The sequence below is a fragment of the Rosistilla oblonga genome, from assembly GCF_007751715.1.
Lineage (GTDB): Bacteria > Planctomycetota > Planctomycetia > Pirellulales > Pirellulaceae > Rosistilla > Rosistilla oblonga.
The window spans coordinates 3735387-3761995 of record NZ_CP036292.1; the positions used below are offsets into that span (position 1 = coordinate 3735387).

The 26609-nt window shown below is 57.0% G+C and carries 19 protein-coding genes; 9 read left to right on the forward strand and 10 right to left on the reverse strand.

Annotated elements, in window-relative coordinates; translation table 11 throughout:
* Window positions 1-6: 6 nt before the first annotated feature.
* The 6 genes from CA51_RS13270 to CA51_RS13295 form a co-directional block, all read right to left on the reverse strand.
* Window positions 7-999 carry an MDR family oxidoreductase gene (locus CA51_RS13270; RefSeq protein ID WP_145121322.1) on the reverse strand — a complete coding sequence of 331 codons (993 nt, stop codon included), beginning with the start codon at window positions 997-999 and terminating at the stop codon, window positions 7-9.
* Between the two features lie 52 nt (window positions 1000-1051).
* Entirely contained in the window at window positions 1052-1342 is a 291-nt protein-coding gene (locus CA51_RS13275) for a putative quinol monooxygenase (protein ID WP_145121324.1), read from the reverse strand.
* Window positions 1343-1433: 91 nt separating this feature from the next.
* Window positions 1434-2441, reverse strand: coding sequence for a zinc-binding alcohol dehydrogenase family protein (locus CA51_RS13280; protein WP_145121326.1), 1008 nt, complete (start codon window positions 2439-2441; stop codon window positions 1434-1436).
* Between the two features lie 156 nt (window positions 2442-2597).
* A complete protein-coding gene (locus tag CA51_RS13285) occupies window positions 2598-3674 on the reverse strand; it encodes an NADH:flavin oxidoreductase/NADH oxidase (protein WP_145121328.1) in 1077 nt (358 codons plus the stop codon).
* Between the two features lie 54 nt (window positions 3675-3728).
* Entirely contained in the window at window positions 3729-4427 is a 699-nt protein-coding gene (nfsB, locus tag CA51_RS13290; protein ID WP_145121330.1) for an oxygen-insensitive NAD(P)H nitroreductase, read from the reverse strand.
* Between the two features lie 276 nt (window positions 4428-4703).
* Complete coding sequence (locus CA51_RS13295) at window positions 4704-6041, reverse strand: sigma-54-dependent transcriptional regulator (protein WP_145121332.1); 1338 nt, start codon at window positions 6039-6041, stop codon at window positions 4704-4706.
* Between the two features lie 112 nt (window positions 6042-6153).
* On the opposite strand from CA51_RS13295, the gene CA51_RS13300 reads away from it, so the two are divergent.
* The 5 genes from CA51_RS13300 (at window position 6154) to CA51_RS13320 (ending at window position 12306) form a co-directional block, all read left to right on the forward strand.
* On the forward strand, window positions 6154-7761 hold the full coding sequence (locus tag CA51_RS13300) for a GAF domain-containing protein (RefSeq protein ID WP_145121334.1): 1608 nt from the start codon (window positions 6154-6156) through the stop codon (window positions 7759-7761).
* A gap of 9 nt (window positions 7762-7770) precedes the next feature.
* Complete coding sequence (locus CA51_RS13305; RefSeq protein WP_145121336.1) at window positions 7771-8136, forward strand: response regulator; 366 nt, start codon at window positions 7771-7773, stop codon at window positions 8134-8136.
* Window positions 8137-8516: 380 nt separating this feature from the next.
* Window positions 8517-8921 carry a hypothetical protein gene (locus CA51_RS13310; protein ID WP_145121338.1) on the forward strand — a complete coding sequence of 135 codons (405 nt, stop codon included), beginning with the start codon at window positions 8517-8519 and terminating at the stop codon, window positions 8919-8921.
* A 322-nt stretch (window positions 8922-9243) separates the two neighbouring features.
* Complete coding sequence (locus tag CA51_RS13315; RefSeq protein ID WP_145121340.1) at window positions 9244-10728, forward strand: sulfatase; 1485 nt, start codon at window positions 9244-9246, stop codon at window positions 10726-10728.
* Window positions 10729-10875: 147 nt separating this feature from the next.
* Window positions 10876-12306 carry a sulfatase family protein gene (locus CA51_RS13320; RefSeq protein ID WP_197451157.1) on the forward strand — a complete coding sequence of 477 codons (1431 nt, stop codon included), beginning with the start codon at window positions 10876-10878 and terminating at the stop codon, window positions 12304-12306.
* A gap of 38 nt (window positions 12307-12344) precedes the next feature.
* Here CA51_RS13320 and CA51_RS13325 read toward each other — a convergent pair whose 3' ends face one another.
* On the reverse strand, window positions 12345-13196 hold the full coding sequence (locus CA51_RS13325; protein ID WP_197451158.1) for a DUF488 domain-containing protein: 852 nt from the start codon (window positions 13194-13196) through the stop codon (window positions 12345-12347).
* A gap of 813 nt (window positions 13197-14009) precedes the next feature.
* Here CA51_RS13325 and CA51_RS13330 point away from each other — a divergent pair.
* The gene (locus CA51_RS13330) at window positions 14010-17111 is read left to right on the forward strand and encodes a PSD1 and planctomycete cytochrome C domain-containing protein (protein ID WP_145121347.1); all 3102 of its coding nucleotides are present in this window, start codon (window positions 14010-14012) and stop codon (window positions 17109-17111) included.
* A gap of 57 nt (window positions 17112-17168) precedes the next feature.
* Window positions 17169-18578: a DUF1501 domain-containing protein gene (locus tag CA51_RS13335; RefSeq protein WP_145121349.1), complete on the forward strand. Its 1410-nt coding sequence runs from the start codon at window positions 17169-17171 to the stop codon at window positions 18576-18578.
* A gap of 207 nt (window positions 18579-18785) precedes the next feature.
* On the opposite strand, the gene CA51_RS13340 is transcribed toward CA51_RS13335, so the two are convergent.
* Window positions 18786-19118 carry a four-helix bundle copper-binding protein gene (locus CA51_RS13340; protein WP_145121351.1) on the reverse strand — a complete coding sequence of 111 codons (333 nt, stop codon included), beginning with the start codon at window positions 19116-19118 and terminating at the stop codon, window positions 18786-18788.
* Between the two features lie 124 nt (window positions 19119-19242).
* Here CA51_RS13340 and CA51_RS13345 point away from each other — a divergent pair, with 124 nt between their 5' ends.
* The gene (locus CA51_RS13345; RefSeq protein WP_145121353.1) at window positions 19243-21630 is read left to right on the forward strand and encodes a heavy metal translocating P-type ATPase; all 2388 of its coding nucleotides are present in this window, start codon (window positions 19243-19245) and stop codon (window positions 21628-21630) included.
* Between the two features lie 33 nt (window positions 21631-21663).
* On the opposite strand, the gene CA51_RS13350 is transcribed toward CA51_RS13345, so the two are convergent.
* Together CA51_RS13350 and CA51_RS13355 are read right to left on the reverse strand one after the other, a co-directional pair.
* Complete coding sequence (locus CA51_RS13350) at window positions 21664-23070, reverse strand: mechanosensitive ion channel domain-containing protein (RefSeq protein WP_420821467.1); 1407 nt, start codon at window positions 23068-23070, stop codon at window positions 21664-21666.
* A 634-nt stretch (window positions 23071-23704) separates the two neighbouring features.
* Complete coding sequence (locus tag CA51_RS13355) at window positions 23705-23962, reverse strand: hypothetical protein (protein WP_145121357.1); 258 nt, start codon at window positions 23960-23962, stop codon at window positions 23705-23707.
* Window positions 23963-24248: 286 nt separating this feature from the next.
* Here CA51_RS13355 and CA51_RS13360 point away from each other — a divergent pair, with 286 nt between their 5' ends.
* Window positions 24249-26606, forward strand: a complete 2358-nt coding sequence (locus tag CA51_RS13360; protein ID WP_145121359.1) for a putative monovalent cation/H+ antiporter subunit A — start codon at window positions 24249-24251, stop codon at window positions 26604-26606.
* Window positions 26607-26609: the final 3 nt, after the last annotated feature.

Consider the following 26609-nt stretch of genomic DNA (forward strand, 5'->3'; position numbering starts at 1 on the left):
ATGCGATCATGCGTTTACGTCGACGACAACGCGTCCCTTGACCTGGCCTTTGAGAATATCGGAGGCCAGTTGCGGAACATCGGCTAACTTCGCGGGTTGGATCATGGCATCCAGCTTGTCCAGCGGCAGGTCGGTCGCTAGACGTTGCCAGCCGATCAACCGATTTTCATAAGGCTGCATCACGCTGTCGATGCCTAACAGGTTAACGCCGCGCAACAGAAACGGAATCACAGAGGCTGGCATCGCGGCTCCACCGGCAAGCCCTACCGCTGCGACCGACGCACCATATTTCAGCTGTCCCAAAACGCGAGCCAACATCTCGCCACCGACTGCATCGACGCAACCGGCCCACGTTTCGGACTCCAACGGCTTTTTCGAGACCGTGTCGATTTCGCCGCGAGGAATGATCCGTGCCGCCCCAAGAGACTTCAGGTAGTCGGCGGTCTCGGGCCGCCCGGTGACTGCCGCAACTTGATAGCCCAGCTTGCCGAGAACAGCTGTCGCGATCGAACCAACTCCCCCCGCAGCCCCGGTCACGAGGACTTCGCCTTGGTCGGGCGTCAGTCCATGATCCTCTAACGCCAACACCGCCAGGATCGCCGCAAAGCCGGCGGTTCCGATCGCCATCGCTTGTCGTGTCGTCAGTCCGTCGGGCAACGGGACCAACCAGTCGGCGTTGACGCGCGCTTTCTGAGAATATCCACCCCAGTGCGATTCACCGACACGCCAGCCGGTCAGAACCACATTATCGCCAGGTTTGTAGCGAGGATCATCCGACGATTCCACCGTGCCCGCGAAATCGATGCCGGGAACAAGGGGATAGTTGCGGACAAAACCGTTGTTCGGCTGCATGCACAACCCGTCCTTGTAATTGACCGTCGTGTACTGGATGGCCACCGTCACGTTACCCGCGGGCAAACGATCGAGGGTCAAGGACTGCATGGCGACCGAGACGTTTGATTCGTCGGTCTTCTCGACGATCAGGGCGCTAAATGGCATGGGATTTCTCCGAGGTGACGAGGTGAAAAGCGGGGCGTTGCTCGAACGCGGACTAAGCGATCTGCGTCATTTCATGCAGCGTGAAAGATTCAACAGCCCCTTCGGACGCGGCGCGATAGGCCTGCACGTGCTGGCTGTTAATGTGATCCTGCCAGAGTTCGCGGGATTCCCAGTTTTCGAAGAACATGAAATGCGTCGGGTGATCATTGTCTTGGTGCAAGTCGTATTGCACACAGCCTTTTTCCGCACGCGTGGGAGCGACCATCTTTTCAAGTTCCGACTTCACGAAATCAATCTGGTCGGCTTTGGCGTGGATGTGTGCGACGATAGTGAGGTTTGCCATGTTTAAAGGTTCCGAGTGGGCTGAGGTTTTTAAGTGGTTGGATCGACGACACAGTGAAGCGTCGATCTGTTTGTTGAGAAGACGATAGCGACTATTGGAAGCCATCGAGTACGTTTTTGCCGATCGCTCGGCCGCTCTCTTGCTCCGTATGGGCTTGTTTCAGTGTTTCAACGCTGATCTTGCCCAAGTTGTTGTTGACGGTAGAAATCAACGTTCCGTCGTCGATCATCTGCGAGACGCGATTTAGTAGCTGATGTTGGACTTCCATGTCGTCGGTTTGAAACATCGATCGGGCGAACATGAACTCCCAACTGAAGTTCAACGCCTTCGGTTTGCCCGCGTTAATGTCGAGCGTCTGTGGATCGTCGATGAACGCGACATGACCGCGAGGCTGAATCAGTTCGATGATTGCGGGAAAGTGTCCGTCGGTGCCGGTCAGCGAAGCGACATAACGCGGCTGCAGCGAGAGCGTCTTCAATTGGTCGACTAGCGATTCGCGATGGTTGATCACATGATCCGCTCCCATTTTCTCAACCCATTGAATCGTTTCCGGACGCGACGCAGTGGCGATGACCGTTAACCCGGTAAGCTTCTTTGCAAGTTGGATCAGAATCGACCCGACGCCGCCAGCGCCGCCGATCACCAAAAGACTCTCGCCTTCACCTGCACCTTCTTCTACGGCCAACGAATCGAACAGCAGTTCCCAAGCGGTGATCGATGTCAGCGGAAAACCGGCGGCTTCGGCGAAACCAATCGACGATGGTTTGATGCCAACGATTCGTTCGTCGACGGCATGGAACTCGGCGTTAGTCCCCGGACGCGTGATGTCGCCGGCGTAAAAAACTTCGTCACCCACCTTGAACCGCCTGACCTCGCTACCGATCTGCCGGACAACGCCAGCCGCGTCGTAGCCGATGATTTTGGTGCCGCTGTCCGGTGTTTGACTGGCACGCACTTTTACGTCGACTGGATTGACCGAGATACCGCGAACCTCGACCAATAGATCGTGAGGCTGCAATTCCGGCGATCCAGCTTCAAATTCGATCAGTGCGTCTGGGGCGGTAATGGGGCCGGCAGTTTTGTATCCGATCGCTTTCATTGTTCGTTCCTTAGAGGATGCGGGCTCGGAGCCCATGATGTGAGGCAGGTCGGTAGTATGAGTCTGCCGCCGATAAATCCAGCTGATTGGACTTCCATAAGCGGATTAGGTCCGGCGGGATGTGGTCTCCCGATTTTTGCAGCCGTGCGTCGCAAGTCATCTCGCCGCGCGAGCGTATTGAATCGGCAGGATCTGTTCAGCGTCGGCGAGGCCCAGTTGCTTCGCAGCGTGGAAGGGCCAATAGGGATCGCGGAGCATCTCACGAGCCAACGAGACCACATCAACTTGCCCGTCGTCGATGGCCGCTGCGGCTTGTTCCGGTTCGGTGATCAACCAGCTTGCCGTCGTGGGGATGCCGACCTCTTCACGGATCCGACCGGCGATTGGAAGCATCATTCCGGGGCCCCAAGGGATCGTCGAAATGTCGGGAGTGACAAAGCCGTGGCTGACGTCCAATAGATCCAATCCGCTGGCTTTCAACTGCCGCGTCAATTCGATCGATTCCTCAACGGTCACGCCGCCGTCGATCCAATCGGTGACCGAAAGCCTCACCATCAATGGCAGCCGCTCGGGCCAGACTTCGCGAACCGCTTCAAAGGTTTCCAGCATAAAGCGGATCCGATTCTCAAAACTGCCGCCGTACTGGTCGGTCCGCTTGTTCGATAGCGGCGAGTAGAACTCGTGAGCAAGGTAGCCGTGTGCGAAGTGAACCTGTAGGCATTCGAAGCCGGCTTCGAGGGCGCGAACCGCGGCCTGGACAAAGTTCATATTGACGCGCGCGATGTCAACGAGGCTCATCGCTTGGGGAACCTTGGGTAGACTGCCGCCAAAGGCTTTGGCCGAAGGAGCGATCGTATCCCAGCCTCCTTGGTCGGAGCCGATGTGTTCGTCGCCTTCCCACGGTCGGCTGGCACTCGCCTTGCGACCGGCGTGTGCGATCTGAATGCCCGGGACCGCTCCCTGTTGTTTCATGAACCGGTTGATCTTCGCATACGGTTCGACATGATCGTCGCTGTAAATGCCGGCGTCTCCTGGGCTGATACGCCCCTCGGGCGAGACCGCCGCAGCTTCGACGATCACCATTCCCGCACCGCCGACGGCCCGCGATCCCAAATGGACAAGATGCCAATCGTTGGGAGCCCCATCGACCGACGAATATTGACACATCGGCGAGACCACAATGCGATTCCGCATCGTGACATCTTTTAAGGAGTACTTCTCAAACAGTTTCATTTTGATTCGCTTTGGTTTTGCTAAGTTTCGTCACGGGGATCAACTCCCGACGGTTCAGACTTCGGTCAGGATTTCGGCATACGGCAGGCGGGACTTCGTCAGTTTGGCGTTGTAGTCGGCTTCGGGATCGTGATAACCGAGCGTCACGGCAACCAGACTGCTGTAGCCACGTTCCCGCAGTCCAAACTCGTCGTCCAGCACCTTGACTTCGATGCCTTCCATCGGCGTCGCATCGATCCCCATCGCCGAAACGCCAAGCAGGAAGGAACCGATGTTGAGATAGACCTGTTTGTCCATCCAATGTTGAACGTCTTTCATGTCCTGTTTGTGGATGTTGATAAACATGTTGCGGCCGGCGTGCATTCGATCCTTCATCGCCGGATCGGCAGCGAAGCGACCGTCCTTCTCCTCCTGCTGCAACACCCGTTGCAGGTAATCTTCTTCGATGTCCAACTTGCTGCAGAAGACGACGACGTGCGAAGCTTTGCGAATCGAGTTGCTGTTGAACGGATAGATTCTGTCGGTCGATTTGGCGATCTTCTCTTTCGCTTCGTCGGACGACGCGAGGATGAAATGCCACGGCTGAGAATTGACGCTCGACGCACTGTAGCGGAGCAGCTCCTTGATCTTTTCCACATCCTGATCGGAGATCTTGCGACTGGGATCGTAAGCTTTGGCGGAATAGCGATTCTTGGCAAAGTGAACGATGTCGTATTCGGCGGCGTTCCCGTTGGTCGATTCTGTCTGAAGCATCTTTTGCGTCCGGTCTGTTTTCATAGAACAAGGAAAGGGTTGAGACGATCCGCCGTCTGAACCCTGTGTTGAGTGCATCGCAAGATGCGTGCCGTTCATGGTCGTTGTCAGCAGAAAGCAATATTTCAGCGAAATCGCTTGTTGAATGAATCCGCCAAATCGCAAGTCGTCCCACGATGTGCCCACATGTGCGCACATGTGCGCACTCGTTTCGTCTTGCTGTCACTGCGTGGACAGTTTTTGCAGTCGACCTGTCTGCCAAGGACGTTGCTGTGTCTAAACCTCGATTCCGTGTTGCTTCATCATCCGGTAGAGCTTGCGGCGTTCGACACCCAGGATCCGGGCGGCTGCCGATTTGTTGCCGTTTTCTCGAGCGAGCACCTCCGCGATATGCTCCCGCTGCACCGTCATCAACGATCCTTCGTTGGCGGGCGTTTCCGCAGAACCAGCCGAACCGAGCGATTGGAATTCATCGGGAAGGTCTTCGATCGTGATCAGATCGTCGGCGAGGATCTTCGCCCGTTCGATGGTGTTGACCAATTGCCGGATGTTACCGGGCCAGTCGTAAGCCAGCAGCGCCGTCCGCGCCTCGGCTTCCAACTCGGGGCCGTTTCCCAAAAAGTGGTCGATCAAAACGCTGACGTCATCGCCGCGATCGCGCAGCGGCGGAAGGTGGACTGTCAGCAGATTGATTCGGTAATAGAGGTCTTCGCGAAAACGTCCTTCGGCCACCTCATCCTTCAGGCTGCGATTAGTCGCCGCGACGATCCGGACATCGACCCGGCGTTCCTTCTCCGAACCGATCCGCCGCATCGACCCATCTTCCAGCACCCGCAGCAGTTTCGGCTGCAATGCCAACGGCAACTCGCCAACCTCGTCGATAAACAACGTGCTCCCGTCGGCGACTTCGAACAGACCGGGCTTCGCTGAAGTCGCACCGGTGAACGCACCCTGTTCATGACCAAACAACTCGCTCTCTACCAACTGTTCCGGCAACGCGGCACAATTCACAGTGACCATCGGCCGGTTGCCGCGGGGGCTGCCCTGATGGATCGCTTGGGCGACCAGTTCCTTGCCGGTCCCGCTTTCGCCTTCGATCAGCACCGGCTTGTCAGTCGGAGCGATACGGTCGATCAACCTGAAGACTTTTTGTATCGGTTCGGACTGGCCGAGCATCGTCGCGGCTGGACGTTTCGTGCGGTCGATGACTTCGCGCAGCTGCGTATTCTCCTTCCGCAACTTCCGACGTTCCAACGCTCCCAGACAACGACGTTCTAGTTCCGCCATCGGGAACGGTTTGGAGAGAAAGTCGAAGACGCCGCGACGCATCGATTCGACGGCGTTCTCGATCGTCCCTTCGCCTGTCAGGATGATGATCTCCGTTTCGGCGGCGGCATCGCGGATCCGCTGCACCAGTTCCAGACCGCTGAGACCGGGCAAATTCCAATCGAGGACGGCGATGTCGAAATCAAGTTTCTCGCACTGGGCGACGCCATCCTGCCCGCGAGTGGTGTGCGTGACGCAGTGCCCGTTCTTCTGGAACCAGCGAATGCAACCCGCCGCGAAATCGGAATCGTCGTCGACGAACAATATGTCCAACGCAGTTTCTGCCATGGCCGTCATTGTAAGTCACAACGCGATGTCGAACAGGGCAGCCGGTGCTACGAAGATCCGCCGGAGCCCCTAGAATAGACCGGCCGCCGGCATTGCTATTTGGGAATGGACGATGATGAACGAACGAGATCTATTGGAAAGCGATTTACGCGGGCAGACGCGGGTCCTGAAGCGGTTGGCCCAAGGGGCGTCGCTGGACGAAGTGCTGCACACGCTTGTTGAAGTCGCCGAGGAATCGCGTCCCGACATGATCGGTTCGGTCATGTTGATGGAAGCGGAATCGGGGACGTTGCGGTTGGCAGCGTCTCGGCGTTTGCCCGATTTCTATTGCACCGCGGTCGACCGCCGGATCCCAGGTCCCCGCTGTGGATCTTGCGGAACCGCAGCCTTCACCGGCAAACGGGTCGTCGTGGAAGATATCGCCACCGATCCGTTGTGGCATGGATTTCGCGATATCCCGGAACAAGCCTTGTTGCGTGCCTGTTGGTCCGAACCGATCATCGCATCGACCGGCGAAGTCCTGGGGACATTTGCGATGTATTACTCTGTTCCAAGGTCGCCGTGTGCGAGCGAACTGGAGTTTGTCTCCAGCATCGCTAGCCTGGCGGCGTTGGCGATCGAGCGGGTTCGCTATCAGAGCGACGTTGAACGCGAGCGGGCGGTGCTGAAGACGATCGTCAACGGAATCCCCGACGCTCTCTTGATGACCGGGTTGGACCGGAACATCACCCACTTCAGCCGTGGGGCGTGCCGTATGTTCCAGTACGATGCGGATGAAGTGTTGGGCAAATCGACTTCGATACTATACGCCGATCGATCCGACTTCGAACGGATGGCCGAGGAACGTTTTCATATCGCGGCCGATGAAAGATTCGAAGCTACCGAAGTCCGATGGCGACGAAAGTCGGGCGCGACCTTTGTCGGCGAGATGGTCGGGAAAGTGATCCGCGACGAACGGGACCAGCCGTTGGGATTCCTCGCCTTGATTCGCGACATCACCGACCGCAAACGGGCCGAAGCCTGCCTGGCGGAGAGCCGCGATAAACTGGTCCAGGCGGAACGCTTGGCTGCGATGGGGAAGATGGTTTCGGCGATCGCTCATGAGAGTCGCAACGCGTTGCAACGGATTCAAGTTGGTATCGATGTCCTGGAGTACGACATCGAACCCGACTCGGAAGCTCGCGAAGATCTGAACCGGATCCGCCGGGCTAAAAACGATTTGCAACATATGCACGATGAACTTCGCAGCTTTGCCGGACCGATCCAGTTGGATAAATCAACGGCCAGTGTTGCGGAGGTCTGGCGGCAGGCGTGGACGAACCTGCACGTCTTGCATCAAGGACGGGACGTTCAGTTGATCGAAGCGATCGATGATGCGGATCTGGTCTGCGAATTGGACGTCTTCCGAATCGAACAGGTGTTCCGCAATCTGTTCGAAAACTCGTTAGCCGCCTGCGCCGATCCAGTCCGTATCACCATCGCCTGCAGCAATCGCAACGACGGCGAACAACGGATGCTCTGCGTTTCGGTCCGCGACAATGGACCTGGGCTGCCGGAAGAGCTGCGGGCTCGTGTTTTCGAAGCCTTTTACACGACCAAGGCGAAGGGAACGGGTTTAGGCATGGCGATTGCAGAGAGGTTCATCACCGCGCATCGAGGGACGATCGAAATCAGCGATCACCCCGATGGTGCCGAATTCCTGATGACTCTCCCCCAATGAACCGACCACATGAAACGCAGCCTGAGAATTGTGATCGCCGACGACGAAGCCGATATTCGTCAGGGATTTCGCCGTTTGCTGTGCAAGCTGGGCTGTGAAGTGGTCGGCGAAGCGGAGAACGGCGGCGATTTGATCGCGTTGTGTGCGGCGGAACTGCCGGATCTCGTCATCACCGACGTTCGGATGCCTGAGATGTCGGGAATCGAAGCTGCCAAAGTGATCGCCAAAGCAATCGCGATCCCCGTGATTGTCGTCTCTTCTTACGAACGCCCCGACGACGAAGACTGCGCGTTCATCGCCGACTTCTTGCTCAAACCGATCTGCATCACCGAACTGCGAGCCGCGATCAACACAGCCTGCGACGGCGCGTTCTAGAGCCCGATCCCACTGTGCGTATTTGGGCACACCAGCGCGGGAACTGCCCATCAACGGGCAATCGATGCGAGCAACTCACCTCCCCGAACATCGCTTCGCTGGTTCGCCCCTCCCCTGCAAACTTCGTTTGCCGGAGGGTCGATATTGACTTTTGTTCCCGTGAGCCAGTATCGGGCGGGCAAATTGAGTATCCATTGGTGAACCGCGCAAGCCAGACTCCCTGTGCACGCGATGGTGCGCCGCCTATTTCCAAATCAGCATCCGATAAAAAACTATCTTTTTGTCACCGCAATCCGGGCAGAAATACGCCTATGATCATGTCGAGTCAAAACTACGTCTAGAGATTCGATATACGCAACGCCAAATACGGAGGTCGAATAGTGGACATCAAAGAAACCGAAGAATTGGAACGGCTGGCGTCGATTCCAGGCTGGATCAGAAACTCGCAAGATGCGCTGGATGCAATCGTCAATGAATTTGGGGGGGAACGCAATAGATTGAAAACCCATCAACTGGCACTGAAGTTGGTGAAAAGCATCAAATTCGATGACCGCGATGGAACTACGCAGTCCGGTGTTGGTCTCCTCTGTATTGATCCGGACGCCTACGAGTTGAGCGAAACGTCGTACCGGCGTGGATACCTTGGTGGTTTCACCCACGCGCTCGATGAGATTTACGATGGAAAAACGATTGAAGATTGCAATTGCTACGCCAATGAAGAGCTGATCGCATGGCGCTCAGGCGATTGTACCAAACAAGTGCTGCCACCGACAAAAGACTCGTAGTCGGCGGACGAAGCACTTCACCCGCCCGGCGAAGCCAGGGAGGGTCGAAACACGAGCGTCTAGCAAGTGTTTCGGGGAGGGCCCGCCGCTGTATCGATAGCCTGCGATTTACTTCGGACTCCCATCCTCGAACCACGCTTCGCTGGTTCGATCCTCCCTCAAACTTCGTTTGAGGGAGGATCGAAGCCCTGAGTCCACGTTTTTTGCGTCGTACTCTACGGAAGTCCCACTACGCCGATTTCAACCGAGTTGCCGCTATAATGCTGCAGCATTGGGAAAACGCGCGCGTGACGAAACCTAAAGATCTGTGGAAGAGGCTTGGATGGGCAACCAATCGATTGTTTTACGACTGTGCTTCGCTGTTCTGTCGACTGCAGTTTGCGTGTGGCAGGTTCGGGCGACAGAACCGCAGGGTCGCGACCGGCCAAATGTGTTGTTCATCGCAGTCGATGACTTGGCTTGCACGCTGGGTTGCTACGGCGATCTGGTCGCCAAGACGCCCAACATCGATCGGCTGGCAGCGGAAGGGACATGTTTTCAGCGAGCTTACAATCAGTTGCCGCTGTGCAACCCGACGCGAGCTTCGGTGATGACGGGACTGCGGCCCGATCAGATCAAAGTCTACGACCTCGATCGCCATTTTCGCGACCAGTTGCCCGATGTCGTCACGCTACCTCAAGCGTTCCAAGCCGCAGGCTACTTCGCCGCACGTGTCGGTAAGATCTATCACTACAACGTTCCCGCGTCGATCGGGACCGACGGCTTTGACGATCCGGCCTCTTGGAATCGAACGGTCAATCCCAAGGGACGCGATAAGACCGACGAAGCACTCGTCTTTAATGCCGAACCGCATCGGAAGATCAGCGGCGCGCTCAGCTGGCTGGCCGCCGACGGCCGCGACGAAGAGCAGACCGACGGGATGATCGCCAGCGAAGCGATCAAGATCATGCAAGAGAAGAAGGACCAGCCGTTCTTTCTGGGCGTCGGCTTCTTCCGCCCGCACACGCCGTACGTCGCGCCGAAGAAGTACTTTGAAATGTATCCCGTCGATTCGCTGCGGTTGCCCTACGCGCCCCCTGGCGATCGCGACGACATCCCAACCGCCGCATTCGCTCACAATTGTCCCGTTCCCAATTACGGACTCGATCGCAAAACGTTACTGCAAGCAACGCAGGCCTACTACGCTTGCGTGTCGTTTGTCGATGCCCAAGTTGGCCGGTTGTTGGACGCAGTGGAAGAACTTGGTTTATCCGAAGAGACGATCGTCGTCTTCTGGAGCGATCACGGATATCATCTGGGCGAACACGATGGCGTCTGGCAAAAGCGAACCCTATTCGAACAAGGAGCTCGCGCGCCGTTGATCGTCCGCGTCCCGGGACAGAAGTCGCGAGGTGACTGTCGCCAAATCGTCGAGTTTGTCGACATCTACCCGACGCTGACCGATCTGGCAGCGATCCCGTCGCCGCCCGGTCTGGCGGGGCGCAGTCTGCGGCCATTGATCGATAATCGGCAGGCTGACTGGGATGGCTTCGCCGTCACGCAAGTGCTCCGTCCCGCGGACGCTCGGGTGTCCGAACCGGTGATGGGCTGCAGCATTCGCACCCACCGATACCGCTTCACCGAGTGGGGCGAGGGAAAACATGGCGTAGAGCTGTACGATCACCAATCCGATCCGAACGAGTTCCACAATCTCGCGGTCGATCCCGACGCGGCCACAGTGGCGGTGATCGATCGACTGCGCCCGATGCTGCGTTCTAAAGCCTCGGGCAAAACGCCAACCGTCCCCGTCAATCCTGACCGCCTGTGATCGTATCACTCTCCCAAATGAACCAAATCGATTTGGAATCGCAACTCGCACTTCGTCCGAATCCGTCGCGCCGCACAACAACACGTTCTCATCACAATGAAAAGCTGCCATTCGATGAACTCTTCGCCATCAAGCACATGTCAAATTATGTTGGTCGCGTTTTGCGCCGTGGCGTTGTCCGGATTCTGCCACGGCGACGCGCGTGCAGAGCGTCCAAACATACTGTGGATCTATGTCGATGACATGAGCGATTGGATGGGATGTTATGGCGATCCAATCGCGGAGACTCCCAATATCGATCGGCTTGCCGAAGGGGGCGTTCTGTTTCAGCACGCCTACATGCCAGCTCCCGTCTGTTCGACGACGCGGTCGGCTTTGATCACCGGCACGATGCAGACGACGCACGGCTTGCATCAACATCGAACGATGATCAAGAAGCCGTTGCCCGGTGACCTGACGACGATCCCCGAGTTGTTTCGCCAGGCCGGGTATTTGACGTTTAACGAGGCGAAAGACGATTACAATTTCGTGCGAGATCGCCACGCTATGTATTCGCCGGAGTTCCAACGTCCGTCGCGGAAACAGGTGAACTCGCACATGTTGGGACGCGACGCATCGTGGCTCAAACAACTGAAAGGACAACGGTTCTTCGGTCAGATTCAATTAAAAGGGGGCAAGTTCGGGGGCGAGACAGGAGCGAAGTTTCCGACCGAAAGCCGCTTCGATACCGGTAGGGTTTCGGTGCCGCCACAATATCCCGAACATCCCGTCTTCCGCGACGCGATCGCAAGGCATTACGAACAGATCGCCGAAACCGACGCTCAGGTCGGTGCCATTTTGGACGCGTTAAAGGCGTACGACCTGTGGGACAATACTGCGGTCTTCTTCTTTACCGATCATGGCAGTCCGCTTCCCAGAGCGAAGCAGTTTCTATACGAGGATGGGCTGAAGGTGCCCCTGATCGTTCATTGGCCCACAGGCAACGACGTAATCACTCGGCGAGGTAACGTGCGAGCGGATCTTGTCAGCGGCATCGATATCACCGCCAGTACGCTTGGTCTTGCGGGAATCGCGATCCCTGAATTCATGGAGGGAGTCGATCTGTTCGCCGAAGACTACGCTCCTCAGCAATACGTGATCTCGGCGAGAGACCGGATGGGGAACGCTATCGATCTGATTCGAACGGTTCGTTCGCAGCGGTTTCGATATATCCGAAACTACAAACTGGATAGAGCCTTGTTCCAGCCACAATACCGCGACAAGTATGCAACGTTTGCCACGCTGCAGAAACTGTTGCGTTTGGGAAAACTGAGTCCGATCCAGGCTTCGTATCACGACGCAGAACACCGTCCGGCGGAAGAGCTTTACGATCTCGTGAACGATCCTCACCAGATCAATAACCTGGCGGAGAATCCTGAATTAAGAGCGATCCTGAAAAGCCATCGTCAACAGCTTGCCGATTGGGAAGAGGCAACCGATGACAAGGGACGTTACCCCGAGAGTCGCGAATCGCTGAAGCGAGTCTTCGAATCATCGGCCGGCAAATGTGTCTCGCCCGAATACGACTTCCTAAAGTGACTCGACGACGTTTTTGATCTTTGCGGCGCGGTTGACACTCACAAATCCTGAATCGGCAGCGACGTTCGCTCTGCAACCCGTTTGGCGATCCGCGAGCGGTGGCAGCAGACCGGATCGGCTTCTAAGCAGATGAGCACCGATGGAAGTTGCAGCATCAGTTCAGCAACACGATCGATCGCCGCTGTATTCTCTTCGAGCGTGCTCTTTTCGTAGCGGTCGAACAATGCCTTGCGGTCGTCGATCGTGTCGAGATGTTGCCGCTGATCGGCTTTGATTCCGAGTTCGGGGAGATGGAGGTATTCGATCTCCAGTTGCCCGGTCAACCGCTGCAGCGTGCTGCGATGAAAGCCGTAACGCCGGGCATTGGGATTGTTCCGCACATCGATCACGCGACGGATTCCATTTTCCACCAGGTGGTTCAAAAACGCATCGATCGAGAGCCCTTCATAACCCGCCGTGTAGACCGCAGGATCCGCAGTCGGTCGTTGGGCGAGGCGTTTGCGCTTGCTGTTGACCGTATAAGCGGGGAACGCATTGTCGACGTAATCGAGAAGCTTTTCGGTGTCCCGGTCGCCAAAGCGTTCTACCAGGCGTGAGAGATCTTTCTGAACCGCATCGTCCGGTGTCTGGAATTCTGCGCCGGCGGCGACTGTGAAACTTGCCTCCTCGTCTCGAACCAGAAAGCCCTGGTCGGTCAGCTTGCCCAGTTCCTGATCCAACGCAAATGAAGCTGCACCGTTTGTATAAGGAACAAAGTCATAGAACGCGCTGCCGCCGGACGACGGAAATTCGTGGCGCAGCAGGAACGCCAATGCGGTCAATTCCGCAGGCTGAACCGGGCGAGCGACAGTTTGCAAAAGATGCAGAATAGTTTTTTGGCGATTGAGCATTGTTCGAGTTCCCGCAAGCTTCGTTTCATGACCATCAGCCCGGCAAACGCTGTGCGTTGGCGGCAGCATAACCGGACAGCGGAGTTGTACTATAAATCGCGGCAACCGCGATGCGCTTAATCGTTAACCGGAATCAGCTGATACGAAAATTCGCAACCGCGAAAACACAACTTGCTCAATTACGGCGTCAGTCCAACAACATGGTTCACAGAGGAAATACGCGAAATTCTCGAAACGTCTCGTTTTATCCGTTATCTTGGGGGCTCTTCGGATAAGTCGTCAGCTTAGCAGTTTTCCAACTGGCCGTTGACGATCGCAGATGCAATGGGAATTTGACGTGAACCTAACATCTCCATGCGACGAACAACACGTAGCGTGCGACAAACGATTTGTCGCGTCGTTGACCGGCAGCCAATTGGCACGGCCTGCGTTGCGGAGGACGTCGACGCGCTCCGCCTCGGACCTGCAGAACACGAATTCGGCGGCAGCTTCGGTCTCCCGGTCAATACGCTCCACGCCGCCTCTTCTTGCTATCGGGATCGCCGGTCGCCTCTCTTCATATCATCACGCTCCCAAAATAACGGTCACCGCGTGGCACGCGTCAGGCTACCGCCTGCAGATGATTCGCTACGCAGGAATGCACATTGCGCCAGCGACCGAACCTCTAGACACACGTTTACTCGATCGGTCGGTGTGTGGCTTAACGCTCGAAGAACGCTTTCCGCTGGGCACCGCGAGCCCCGGCCCACAAACAATGTCCGCTGAAGAATCTCGATAGTCCATTTCCGTCCTCCACAACCCCACCGCCAAACAATGAACCGCATCCTTCGAACCCTATTGCCACGGATCGGTGCCATCTTATGTGGATTCACGGCTGCAGTCTCGAACCTATCGGTAGCGGAAGATCGGTTGGCTGCCGATCGCTTTGTGCCGGAACACGACTTTGGTAAGCAGTCTGCCGACGACATGCAGGCCGGTTTTGCGAAGCCCTGGCAGTTGTCGCAAATTCGTCCCGCAAGATTTGACGACAACGCGGAGCCTTCTTCACGTGAGGAGTTTCCGCCTCCGGTAGTAATCTCAGGGACCAATCAGCGAAACAATCCACTGCGTCGCGAGCTAAGACGAACCTACGCGGAGGATGATCTGTTTGTTGGGTTTCGGTTCCTTTATGAACCGTCGAAGATCGACCTGGGAATCGATCCCGAGTTCTTTGTGCTCTGGTTGGATCGCACGCAAGGGAGTGACCAGGCGGTGCATAGCGTCGGTGTGCCGAACATTGGGATCCACATGGCGGATCGAGGGCCGAGTCGCGGGAAGAATGTGTTTATGGTGCGGTTTGGAGCACAACAAACCGCGTGGAGCCGGACGGAGATGGAGCCGGGGAAGACGTATCATGTGATCGCAAGGCTCGCCAAACAGACACCCGGCACACGCAACGGTTACAGCCAGATTCAATTGTGGGTCGACCCGCAAGCCGATGAGGCCGATCAACCGATCCTTTCGTTGAACGACCAGGATGGAATCCATCAAATTCGTTGGGTGGGGTTCGCGACCGGTGGCAAGACCGAGCGTCAGGATCGAATTCGTGTCGGTGATTTGGTCTTATCCCGTTCTTGGCAGGATGCGTATACGTTTTTGAGTGATTCAGAAGGGGCGGAATCGGAACGTATCGCCGCGTCGCGTCCTGCCGTTACGTGGGATCAGCCGATCGATTTCACACTCGATATCTACCCGATCTTGCGCGATCGTTGCTTCGATTGCCACTCCGGCGACTATCCCGATTCGGGCTATCGTTTGGACGTCCGAAACGAACTGCTCGGCTTTAGTACCGGGCATGTCTTTGCAGTTCCTGGTCAGAGCCGCAAAAGTCATCTGGTGGAAGTGCTGACGACCAAATCCGACTCGCAGCGGATGCCGCCCGACGAGGAACCGCTTTCAGAAATCGAAGTCGCGAAAATCCGAGCGTGGATCGATCAGGGGCTGAAATGGGACGACGAACTGCTTCCGACGCCAAAGGTTGAATCGGATCACTGGGCGTTTTCCCAGATCACTCGCCCAGATGTTCCCACCCCCGCTGCGAAGCCCGAGGCCGACGCTGTGAATTCGGGGCATCCAATCGACGCCTTTATCGCTGCCCGTCAGAAAGCGATCGGTGTGACGCCCACCGCCCCAGCGGATCGCGGGACGCTGGTTCGTCGGCTGTATTTGGACCTGTTGGGTTTGCCCCCGACGGTCGCTCAAGCCGACGCGTTTGTCAACGACAGCACCGCCGATGCGTACGAAAAGTTGGTCGACAAGCTGTTGTTGTCGCCGCACTATGGGGAACGGATGGCCCGATACTGGCTCGACCTCGCTCGTTGGGGCGAAAGTCAAGGATACCAGCACGACATCCCACGTCCGTTTGCATGGCGATACCGCGACTATGTAATCAACGCATTTAATCAAGACAAATCGTACGCCCAGTTTCTCCGTGAACAGATCGCTGGTGACGAATTGCAGCCGTATTCGGACGACGCGATGATCGCGACCGGGTTCCTGGGGGCTGCTCGCATCAGTGGCAACCAGTTGGACAAACTGCAACAACGGACCGACGTGATGATGGACATCGTCGACAACACGACCAGCGCGCTGTTGGGGCTGACGATGGAATGTGCTCAATGCCATAACCACAAGTTCGAACCGTTGATGCAACGCGACTACTACGCGTTGATGGCGTTTTTCGCCAATGGACAACTGGGGAATTACCAACTGCGCAATACGGCGGATGTGCCAGCGGAGGAGATTCGAAACTGGTTCACCGACGATTCGTATCGCTTCTATCTATCGGAGGCCAAGAAGCGGAAGGTCGCCCCCAGCGACTACCCCGCCCACACCTGGGGCTTCTATTCTCCGTTGACAGGCGACAAAGATGTCGAGCGTTTGCCCGTGGTGAATCGATCGCCATTGCCCTATTCGCCCGACTTCCTTTCCGATAAGGCGACACATGTGTTGATTCGTGGCGATGCCCACAGTCCCGGCTTGCGTGTCGAACCTGCTTGGCCGGCAGTGCTTGGTGAAACGCCGTCGCAGCTATCTCCAACGCCTCGCCAAGCGCTGGCCGATTGGCTGGGGAGTCCCAAGAATCCACTGGTCGCTCGCGTCTGGGTGAATCGGTTGTGGCAATCGCACTTTGGCCGCGGCCTCGTTGAGACGCCTAGCGATTTCGGCACCCACGGCGCACCACCGACGCACCCGTTGTTGTTGGATTGGTTGGCATCGGAGTTGATCGACAACGATTGGAGTACCAAACACATCCATCGCCTGATCGTAAATTCAGCAACGTATCGACAGTCGAGCGTTTTGGTAGCGGCAAATCTCGAACTCGACTTGGATAACAAGACCTTGTGGCGTTGGCCGCAACGGCGGATGGAAGCCGAGGTGATTCGCGATTCAATTTTGGTCGCTACCGGCGAAATCAATCGGTTGGTTGGCGGCCCGAGCATCGCCCCAGAGCGTGATGAAAAGGCATTGCGGCGAACGATCTATCTGTCGCAGCGGCGCAGCCAATTGCCCGACGTGATGACGATGTTCGACGCCCCCGATGGTGTTCGAAGTTGTTCGCGGCGCGAGGTGTCGACGGTCGCGTTGCAACCGCTGTATCTGTTGAACAGTCCATTTGTCGTTAAGCGTGCCGAACATTTAGCGCGGATCGTGAACGCGGAGGCGGGAGATGATCCCGTGAAGCAAATCCTCGCGGTCTTTGAACATACGCTCGGCCGAGCTCCTTTGGTCGAAGAAGTTCGCCTTGCCAAGACGTTGTTGAAGCGAAGCGAGTCGGACAACGATGGGGAGTCTTCGGCCGACAAGGTTTCTCCGGAACTGATTCGTCTATGCCATTCCATGTTGAACCTAAACGAATTCGTTTACATCCCCTAATCGAAATTCGACTGCCCACAACCTAGCCCTTCAACCCACCGGACGACCGTGAATCCTATGAATCTAGCGCGACGAGAGTTCTTCGAAACTGCGGGCATCGGTCTGGGATCGCTCGCTTTAAACGCCATGTTAGGCGACGAAGTATCGGCCAGCGGTTCGGCCTCGTCGTTTTCGCAGCAACCTCATTTCCCACCCACTGTCAAAAGCGTGATCTTCCTGTTCATGTCGGGCGGACCGGGGCACATGGATACCTTTGATCCTAAGCCGCTGTTGTCGAAGATGGATGGTGAGTACGTTCCCGACAGCATCGCCGCGACGGTCCCAAACATTCCGCGGGCCGGTGTCGGTTCAAAATTGATGGCTTCGCCGTTTGGGTTCAAGAAGTATGGGGAATCGGGGATCGAGGTCTCCGAACTGCTGCCACACACCGCCAAGCATGTCGACGATCTGTGCGTGATCCGTTCGTTGAACCACCGCATTCCCGTTCATGGTCCTGGAGAAAACTTCACCTTGACCGGATCTTCACTCGGTGAACGCCCGAGTCTCGGTGGATGGGTGACTTACGGGTTGGGCAGCGAAGCCCGCGACCTGCCCGGCTTTATCGTGTTGTCATCCAATTCGTCGGGCCCGGCACCGCAGCGGCCAGGCTGGGGAAGCGGTTTCCTGCCCGCTCGATTTCAGGGGACGCAGATCGACAACCAACGGGGCGTACCCTATTCCGAACTCCCCGACCTCTACTCCGTTGACGATCGTCGCGATCAGCTCGATTTCATCCGCAGCATGAATCAACAGCATCTTCGCCGGCAGGATCTCAACACCGAACTCGAGGCCCGGATCGAATCGTACGAATTGGGCTTTCGGATGCAGTTGAACGCACCGGAAATTCTTGACCTTTCGGGCGAAACCGAAGCAACGCAGCGGATGTATGGAATCGATCAGAAAGCGAGCAAGCAGTTTGGCAGTCATTGTCTGTTGGCCCGCCGATTAGTCGAACAAGGTGTCCGCTTTATCCAGCTGCGCAACGGCGGTTGGGACGCGCACGGAGCATTAAAAGGGAACCATATCAATCGCTGCCGGGCGACCGACATGCCTGTTGCCGGTCTGCTGCAAGATCTAAAACAACGCGATCTGTTGGATCAAACGTTGGTTGTTTGGGGCGGCGAGTTTGGGCGAACGCCGACCACCGAAGGAATTCGAACCGGCGATAGCCGCGGCCGAGATCACTCACCCGCTGGATACACGATGTGGATGGCCGGTGGCGGAATCAAAGGCGGGCAAGTGATCGGTGCGACCGACGAATTGGGATATGTCCCGATCGAGCGGCCACTCTCCCCACACGACCTGCATGCCACCATGCTTCACGGCCTGGGGCTGGACCAACACAAACTGCTCTACCGGCACAACAATCGTGATGAAATCGCAACCGTTCTCGGCGGCGAAGTAATTCACGAAGCATTTGCGAAGTGAGTCTCCAGCGACCGACCGCAGCAAAACGTTTCGGCTTTAGCGCGCCGGGGAACGGACTGGCTTGCGCTGACGAATGCGCAACGCCGAATCTCGCCGCGCCAGCACAGTCACCACGACACAATCGCCCCAATTTTCCCGCGCCGCCCGGCGGCAACGGACGTGTACCGCAATCGCAGGCAAGCGAAGTGGCAGCGACGACAGCCAATACTACGTTGCCATCGCGGAGCAACTCTGCTCACATTTGCGACAACAGGCGACGCATTGGTCCATGTCGCCAACCCGTTCACAGCTGTCGGCGCAGGCCTTGCAAACTTCAGCACACGCCTTGCAGTACAACGCGTGGTATTCACTGTTGCGGCTCATGAAGTCGATGCAAGCTTTGCAGGCAGCGATACAATCGAGCATCCGCTGGACGTGCTCTTGCTGCACATGTCCCCCCCCCTCAACGAGGCAGTGACTGGTCAATTGTTCGGCGCAGGTCGTTTGACATTCTTGGCAGTTCTTGATGCATTCCTGTTTGCTGGCGGTTGCCGCACTCATTTGGGTCGCTCCTTTGGAAAAGTTGTGTAGCGACGCCCATCGCCGCTGGCAACCCGGAATGCAAGTTGCATACCACGCAGCAGTATAATGCACAGATGCCAGTACGACAGCGAAGGATGAAACGATGAAAACCAAAAGCAGCACCGCCATCGACCCCGTCTGCGGAATGACCGTCGAGACCGGCGACTCGCGGCACAGTCGATTCAACGGCGAGGAATACTTCTTCTGCAGCGAGGGTTGCCAGCAAAACTTTGACAACGATCCGGCGGGAGTGCTTGCGGCGCAGAAGCAAAAAGCGCAAGGACTAAGCGTCATCGGTGCCGCTGGTCCCCATTCCTGTTGCGGTGGGAATGGTGGATCATCGACCAAGTCGGCCGATACCGTGTCAAACCCCGATGCGATCTACACCTGCCCGATGCACCTGGAAATCGAACAGGTGGGGCCGGGCGATTGCCCGATCTGTGGAATGGATCTGGAACCGAAAGTCGTCGAGCGGGAGAACCGGGCGGAAGAAGCACAATACGCTGACATGCGTCGTCGATTCTGGATCGGCGTCGCCCTGTCGTTGCCACTGCTGATCGTTGCGATGGGACCGATGATCGGCATCGATGTCAGAAGTTGGATGAACCAAACAACGTTTGGTTGGGTGCAGTTCGCATTGGCAACGCCGGTCGTTTGGTGGTGCGGTTGGCCGCTGTTGGTCCGTGGGGCGAAGTCGTTCCGCACTCTCAACCTGAACATGTTCGCGTTGATCGCCGTCGGCAGCTTGGCCGCCTACTTCTTTAGTCTTGTGGTCGTCTTGTTGCCAGGCGTAATCCCCGAGGCATTCTATGAAAACGGCGCACCACCACTCTATTTCGAAGCGGCTGCGGTGATCATCACCTTGGTTTTGCTCGGCCAGGTTCTTGAACTGCGGGCCCGTCGCCAGACCGGCAGTGCGATTCGAGAACTGATGGAATTGGCTCCCGAAACGGCGACGCGGATCAGCGACGACGGCGACGAAGAAGTCGCGTTGGACGCGGTGCGGAAGGGTGACCGATTGCGAGTCCGTCCGGGCGAGAAGGTCCCTGTCGATGGTCGCGTCGTTAGCGGGGCGAGCCGAGTCGACGAATCGATGTTAACAGGCGAGCCGGTTCCCGTTTCGAAGACCGAAGGGGACGAGATCACCGGCGGTACGTTGAACCAGACCGGCGCACTGGTCATGGAAGCTGTCGGCGTTGGCGGCGACACGGTTCTCAATCGTATTGTTCAAATGGTCGCCGACGCCCAACGCAGTCGGGCGCCGATCCAACAGCTGGTCGATGTCGTCGCCCGCTATTTCGTCCCGGCAGTGATCGGATCAGCGATCGTCGCCTTTGTCGGTTGGGCTGTCTGGGGGCCAGAGCCACGGTTGGCGCATGCCTTTGTCGCGGCGGTTGCGGTCCTGATCATCGCCTGCCCCTGTGCGTTGGGACTGGCGACACCGATGTCGGTGATGGTCGGCGTCGGACGCGGTGCGAAGGATGGTGTGCTGATCAAAAACGCGGAGGTGTTGGAGGTGATGGAAAAGGTCGACACGATCGTTGTCGACAAGACCGGCACGCTGACTCAGGGTCGCCCGGAAGTCACCCACATCGAAACCTATGGCGATTGGAACACGGCCGAGGTGCTGACACTTGCCGCCGCCGTGGAAGCTCAAAGCGAACACCCGTTGGCCCAAGCTGTTCTTCGGCGGGTGAAGAGCGATGGGATGCAGGTGCCCGAAGCGACGGAGTTTGATAGCATCACGGGTGGAGGTGTTTCGGGACGCGTTGACCAATCGCAAGTCTTGATTGGCAAAGCTGACCTGTTGTCCGAACAGGGAATCGCAGACATCGACTTGGCACGGGAGAACGCGCGTTCACACCAAGCCGAAGGAGCGACGGTCGTCTTCGTCGCGATCGACGGCAAGCTGGCCGCAACGTTAGCAATCGCCGATCCGATCAAGGAGAGCACTCCCGCGGCGCTGCAGACGTTGCACGAACTGGGGTTGAAGGTCTTGATGTTGACGGGCGATGCGGAAGCGACAGCCGAAGCGGTCGCAAAGAAGCTGGGAATCGACGAATTTCACGCGGGTGTTTCGCCGGCCGACAAACACGAATTCATACGCCAACTCAAACGCGATGGAAAGATCGTGGCGATGTGTGGCGATGGGATCAACGACGCGCCGGCACTCGCCGAGGCGAACGTCGGGATCGCAATGGGAACCGGTACCGGCGTGGCGATCGAATCCGCAGGCGTGACGTTGGTCGGCGGCGATCTACGCAGCGTGGCGGCAGCTGGGTCGCTGAGTCGCAAGACGATGAGCAATATTCGTCAGAACCTGTTCTTCGCCTTCATCTACAACGCGTTGGGGATTCCGGTCGCGGCAGGCTTGCTGTATCCGATCTTCGGGATGTTGTTGAGCCCGATGATCGCGGCGGCAGCGATGAGTCTGAGCAGCGTCTCGGTGATCGCCAACGCATTGCGGTTGCGCGCCGCGAAACTCAACTAGCCGTAAGTCGCGAGGCTGGCGGTTGACGCGTAACTAGCCGATCAAATTGGTTTCGCCTTCGATCGTCTCGTCTCCGTCGGTCGCCTTCAACACGTCAGTCCGTTCCGTTTTCAGATCGTCCTCGCCATGGTTGATCGCCGCTTCGCTGGTCTGCGGCTTCGGCTTCGGCGGCGCAGCCATCGGCGGCTTCGCGACACCAGCGATGGGCGATTCGCTAATCTGAACCGGCACGCCGTGGGGAAAGACCAGCTCGCGAGCCTCATCGGGCATCGTGATCCCTGCCGCCGTGAGCGACTGTTTGACTTGGCGGATGATCGAACTGCCGACCTTAAGCCCCGAGTTTTTCGTCAAGTCAAACCAGTAAAAGACCTTCAAGTTGACGGTTGCCGACCCGAGCGATTCGACAAGGACCATCGGTGGCGGTTCGCTCACGACAGCTTCGTGTTGCGTTAACACTCGCATGATCAGGTCTTGCGCTTCGCCGATCGAATCCTCAAAGCCCACGCCGACGGAGAAATCGAGCCGACTCAGTGGCGTCGCGGTGTAGTTGGTCACCATCCCTTTGTAGACGGTGCTGTTGGGCAACTGAATTTGATTCCCTTCCAGCGTGCTTAGGATCGTGCCTCGCATCGTCACGCGGCGAACATAGCCCATCGCCCCTTTACCACCAACGTCGCCGACTTCGATCAAGTCGCCCACGCGGAACGGATGATTCAGCGAGATCAGGATGCTGGCGAGATAGTTCTCTGCGATATCGCGGAACGCAAACCCAATTGCCAGCCCAACCAAACCGGTGCCGCCCAACAGGGTGACGGCAAGACGTGTGAGTCCGGAGACACGTAGCGCGATGTAAAACACGACGATGAAAATCAAGACGCCCACCACGTTGCCAGCGACTTGCTGCAGCAACTGGCTGTCGACGCTGCGGCCGGTCAGCTTACGGGTCACCAACGCGGCGAGCCGTGCGAGATAATAGCCCACGATCACGACGATAGCCGCGACTAGAACCAGCGGCAACAGGCTGGTCGCCTCGTGTGCCAGATCTTTCATCGATTGCAGCGCAGGGGCGAAGTTCCAGAACGGACGATCGGCGATCCGCATTCGATTGACGACGGCCACGACATCCGATGTTTTCATCGCGGTTGCTTCAGCCCATTGCTGATGTTTTTCCGTATCCGCAATCCCAGAGAGAAACGCGACGCCGCGATCGACGCGAACCTCGCTGCCGGTAAACCATCCAGTCGCTTCCAAGATCTCCTGCAAGCGATTCTCGATCCTCTCGTCGCTATTGATCGGGTCGACCTGCACCTTGTCAGCGACCGTCGCGGGGCCCGCTTTATCATCGATCGGCTGCTTGGTCACCTCCGCTGCCACATCGTCCGCCGTCGGCGTAGCCTCTTGCGCGATCGCCGCTGCAGAGGCGCAAAGCAACGTGAGCACTAGTCCAAGAATTGTGTTGTATCGTCTAACCGGTCGCTCGCTGCTCATCGACGTTCCTTCACTCGTGTTAGCTCCCCATCGCCTGGCAGCTGAGACTTGTTGCACTACGGTCGGCGCCAGATCACGCTGCGGCTCAGGTCAACGACGTTGAACGACCGCGGTGGTGAAGATGCTAAACAGCTACACAGCAAACGGTGTTCCCGAACTTCCGCGTTAGGAAGATTTTTGCCGAACGAAGATCAGGCTGGAGCCGAGTCTTCAGGCGAACGCACTAACACATCAATCGGCTGAAGCCTCGACTCCAGCGACTATGCCCACGATGTGGCGGCTAAAGAGCCGAGCATGGTTTACACGAACCGGTGCCCAAACCAGGAACAATCAATCCTGCCACGTTTCGTCTTCTATGAGCATCGACAAACTGTTGGCGAACCAGAACCGACATTCGAAAACCGTTCGGCATCGCCAAGGCGGTGCGTGTTCCACCTGTTGTTATACCAAGCAGCACACCACAGCATGACAAGCTGGAACGCTAACCTGTGGTGCGACAATGAACTTGCAACCGCCACTCTGAAGATGGCGTTGCGACATAGCCGCAAAGCAGCGGAAAAATGCTTCAACGCCGACCTCGCCGATTTCAGCGAATTGCGTTGCGAACCGGGTTGAATTCGATAGACGGCGCGGGTAGGGTGAACCGCTGAGTTTTACGACAGCGGAACTCGGCAGGCTTTACGTCCACGCCGTGCTTTTGGCTGTTCCCGCCACACCCCAGATTGAGTTCGCGTTGGTTGACAACAGAATTGATTTCAGTCTGCTCAATCAAGCACTCCGATGCCGTATTGTTTAGGTCACATGCCATCGGATCGGATCCGCTGGCATTCTTGGCGATTTGCATGTGGATGGTCCATTGTGACTGATGATGACGCACGCACAGCACGACACGCTCTGGCCCATGCGCACCACAATGGCAATGTCAGACGGGTGACATTGCCGCTTGTGAACCGCGGTTAAGCATCTCAATTGCATCGGCTGACCGATTCAATCTATGGCACGCAAATTGCTAAACAAACTCCCTTTGCTAAACCGCCGGTTACGCCGGCAGATGACAAAACTCGACAAGGTGTTGGATGTCTAAATCACGGACATGTTGTTCTTCGTTTAAGGTTCGTTCGGGAACGTAAATGCTTCTGTGGATATTGATTATCCTGCTTGCAGCGTGTCTGGCTGGTGGAGTGAATCGCTTCGTTGGTTCACGCGGTGGTTGGGGGCTCGCTCTAGTTCCCGCCGGAGTATTTGCGTGCTTGTTAGATCAGTGGCCGTTGGTCCTGAACCAGCAGAGTCTGTCGTTGTATTTTGAATGGGTTCCGGCACTCAATCTGGCGTTGTCGCTGCGGTTGGATGGACTGAGTCTAATATTCGGGCTGCTGATAACCGGTATCGGAGCGTTAGTTCTGGTGTATGCCGGGGCCTACTTAAAAGGCGACGATCGGCTCGGTCGATTGTGGATGTTCTTGCTGCTGTTCATGGCAGCCATGCTGGGACTTGTGTTGGCTGATAACCTGCTGACGCTGTTCATCTTTTGGGAACTGACCAGCATTACGTCGTACCTTTTGATCGGTTTTAACAGTGACCGTACCGAATCACGTGCTTACGCGTTGCAGGCGTTGCTTGTGACGGGCGGTGGCGGATTGGTGCTGTTGCCGGGGCTGATTTTACTGGGAGGCGTGGGGGACTCGTTCGAGATTTCCACGCTGCTTGAGAACAGCGAACAAATCCGTCAGCACGCTCTTTATGTTCCGATCCTGATCATGATTCTGGTCGGAGCGTTCACCAAGTCGGCTCAATTTCCGTTTCACTTCTGGCTGCCAAACGCGATGGCAGCTCCCACGCCGATCAGCGCGTATTTGCATTCGGCCACGATGGTTAAAGCGGGCATCTATCTCATCGCCCGTCTGCACCCAATTTTGGGAGGGACAGCAGAGTGGTTCTGGATGATCGCTCCAGTTGGCACAATCACGATGATCCTTGGCGCGGCGATGGCGTTGCGGGCGACCGATCTTAAACAGATTCTGGCTTATGCCACGATCAGTGTGTTGGGAACGCTGACAATGCTGTTGGGCATTGGAACCGAAGCCACGTTGACCGCGGCGTTAGTGGTACTGGTGGCGCATGCTTTCTACAAAGGCGGATTGTTTATGGTGGCCGGAGCCATCGACCACGCAATTCACCAGCGCGATGTCCGTCAGCTTGGCGGATTGCGGCTAGCAATGCCGGCCACGTTTGCTGCGGCGTTGCTTGGCGGTATTTCTATGGCAGGAGTCTTGCCGACGTTTGGATTCATCGCAAAGGAGACATGGTACGAAGCGGTCGGAGGAGATGTTGCCAGCATCGGTTTCCTGGCTGCGTCGGTCCTCTCCAACATTGGATTGGTGGCGGCAGTCGGAATGGTTTGCATCAAGCCGTTTTTCGGAACTCGAACCGACGCGACGCAAGCAGCGCACGAAGGAAGTCTGGCGATGTGGGGGCCGCCTGTCGCACTGGGCACGACGGGATTGGTATTGGGATTGATGTCGACGCAGTTCAGCGGATTGCTGACCGCCGGAAGTAGTGCAATTGCGGGAAGCGTTGTGCCGGTGAAATTAGCGTTGTGGCACGGTGTCAACGTGACCTTGCTGTTATCGCTTCTGACCTTAGCGGGTGGGCTGACGTTATTTACCCAACGGCTTCGGCTGGAGGGCGTCTTCAAATCGGCCGATCGCTTCATCCGATATGGACCGTCGTGGGTGTACGGATGGCTGCTGAAATCTATCAACCTGTTAGCACGCGGGCAGACTGCGATTCTGCAAAACGGTTACTTGCGATTCTATTTGCTCACGATGGTCGGAATCACTGTATTGAGCGTGTGGATGGCGTTGGAAGGCGAAGTGCGATCGCACCTGAAACCGATGCCACTGGACTTTCGAATCCACGAGCTCCTGTTGGCGGGGTTGATTCTGTTGGCCGCCGTTGTGGCGGTTCGCGCGAAAACATGGCTGCTGGCGGTGGGATCACTTGGAGTTGTCGGTTACTCGGTCGCAGGCATTTTTGTCTTGTTTGGTGCCCCGGACCTGGCGATGACGCAGTTTGTCATCGAAACCCTGACGGTCATCCTGTTCGTGATGGCGTTTTCTCGACTGCCAGACTTTCGTCGTTTGACGTCCGCAGGCACGCGTGCCCGCGACGCGGTGATAGCCGTTGTGGCCGGGGCGACGATCACCGTGTTATTGCTGTTCGCGATGACCGTTCGCACCGACCATCCGATATCCGAATACTACACGACGAACAGCGTTACCGAAGCACACGGTCGCAACGTAGTCAACGTAATCCTTGTCGACTTCCGAGCCTTGGACACGTTGGGGGAGATCACGGTTCTCTCGATCGCGGCGATTGGCGTCTATTCGTTGTTGATGCTGCGACCAGCGAAACGAATTGCCCCCGGCGACGGCACCAACAGTGCGGCGCAGGGTTCGTGTCTGACTTCAACACAGTCGGAGGATTGAAGC